2 protein-coding genes and 1 pseudogene are annotated in these 1,193 nt (G+C 59.9%); 1 reads left to right on the top strand and 2 read right to left on the bottom strand.

The features are described 5' to 3' along the window. On the top strand, positions 1 to 506 hold a 506-nt coding region (istB, locus tag COMA1_RS08720; RefSeq protein WP_141654277.1), incomplete at its 5' end, for an IS21-like element helper ATPase IstB. Here the strand turns inward: istB and COMA1_RS22170 are convergent. Next, entirely contained in the window at positions 462 to 899 is a 438-nt protein-coding gene (locus COMA1_RS22170; protein WP_407921316.1) for a transposase, read from the bottom strand. The two genes, istB and COMA1_RS22170, sit on opposite strands and share 45 nt — an antisense overlap. A 190-nt stretch (positions 900 to 1,089) precedes the next feature. After that, positions 1,090 to 1,152: pseudogene (locus COMA1_RS22165) on the bottom strand (hypothetical protein); the annotation flags it as partial. Positions 1,153 to 1,193 lie beyond the last annotated feature (41 nt).

Raw genomic sequence — 1,193 nt, 5'->3', positions numbered from 1 at the left:
GCGCGGAGAATGTCGTCCTGCTGGGCCCACCGGGTGTGGGCAAGACGCATCTGGCGATTGCCCTGGGCATCAAAACCGTCGAGGCAGGTTCATCCGTGCTGTTTCTGACGTTGGAGACGCTGATGAGTCGGCTGATCCGCGCCCGGCAGGAGAATCGGCTGGAGCGCATGCTGCAGCAACTGACGTATCCCCGTCTCCTGATTCTCGATGAGCTGGGATATCTGCCACTCTCGCGAGAGGAGGCCAGTCTGCTCTTCCGACTGCTGGTCCGCCGCTATGAACGTGGGAGTTTGATTGTGACCAGCAACAAGAGCTTCGCGGATTGGGGCGAGGTCTTCAATGATCCAGTCTTGGCCACGGCGATCTTGGATCGGCTCCTGCATCATGCCACGACGCTGAATATCAAGGGCGAGAGTTACCGGCTTCGGGAAAAGAGAAAGGCTGGGCTCTTCGGCCGACGGTCAGCCTCCGAACCACTCGAGGTGACACCGGATACGCCGATCTGACCCGACGGAGTGGACAATTTCATCGGTGAAAAGTGGACATCTCACTTCGGTGTTTTGTGGACAACCAATCTCGGTCTTGACAGCGATCGCACGGTAGTGCTTGAGCCGGTTGAAGAAGCACTCAATACGGTAGCGCTCGGCAGACAGGGCGAAGTCCGTGGTGCGCGGTTCTTTGACACAGGCGCGTGAGGGGATGACGACCATGGCACCGGAATCTTCAACGACCTCAACGATCTTGTGGCTGTCATATCCCCTGTCGGCAATAACGTATTGCGCCGGAAATCCTGCCAGCAATGACTCCGCTTGCGTACAGGCAGCTGCCTGCCCCGGCGACAGGATGAAGCGGAGCGGATTGCCCAGGCCATCCACAGCCGTGTGGATTTTGGTGGTCAGCCCGCCTTTCGAACGGCCAAGGGCTTCCGTCTCTTGAGCCCCCTTTTGCGCCAGCGGCGTGCTGGTGGGCGCGGACGATGGTGGAGTCGATCATCACGTATTCAAAGTCGGGGTCACCGGACAGGGCTCGGAACACGCGCTCCCAGATGCCGGCGTTCGACCATCGGTTGTACCGCTGGAACACGGTGTTCCAGGCACCGAAGCTGTCCGGGAGCTCACGCCAGTGTGCGCCGGTCCGGGCAATCCAGAGCACGGCATCCACAAATTTTCGATTATCGGTTGCCGTCCGCCCTG

Origin of the sequence: Candidatus Nitrospira nitrosa (genome assembly GCF_001458735.1) — a bacterium.
Taxonomy (GTDB): domain Bacteria; phylum Nitrospirota; class Nitrospiria; order Nitrospirales; family Nitrospiraceae; genus Nitrospira_D; species Nitrospira_D nitrosa.
The sequence above is the reverse complement of the archived record's forward strand: the minus strand, read 5'-3'. Positions and strand labels throughout refer to the sequence as shown.